General features: G+C 37.7%; 1 protein-coding gene. It reads right to left on the bottom strand.

The features are described from left to right. Window positions 1–149: 149 nt before the first annotated feature. Window positions 150–302 (bottom strand): 4-hydroxythreonine-4-phosphate dehydrogenase PdxA (locus tag ACNKXV_RS14145; RefSeq protein ID WP_417908356.1); only part of this gene is annotated, 153 nt, incomplete at its 5' end.

Raw genomic sequence — 302 nt, 5'->3', positions numbered from 1 at the left:
CTTTAAACTTAATGACTTCAATATCAAATGTTTTCCAGAATTTCACGATTCACGCTCCTGATTTAAGACCGCAAATGTAGGTAATTATTTAAAATAGCTGAAACAGATTTAAAATAAAATTTGGTTTTCAGCTTCTTTTTTGGATTCCCTTAACCTTCTTCCTCTTCGCCTAAGTGCAGATTTACAATATCTGCTGCCAAATGTAGGGCTGCTCTCATAGAACCTTCTTCGGCTACATTTTTACCGGCGATGTTATATGCAGTGCCATGGTCAGGTGAAGTTCTTACCACAGGAAGTCCTGC

Source organism: Christiangramia aquimixticola, assembly GCF_048285835.1.
Classification (GTDB): Bacteria; Bacteroidota; Bacteroidia; order Flavobacteriales; family Flavobacteriaceae; genus Christiangramia; species Christiangramia aquimixticola.
This window is presented reverse-complemented; position numbering and strand designations above follow the sequence as displayed.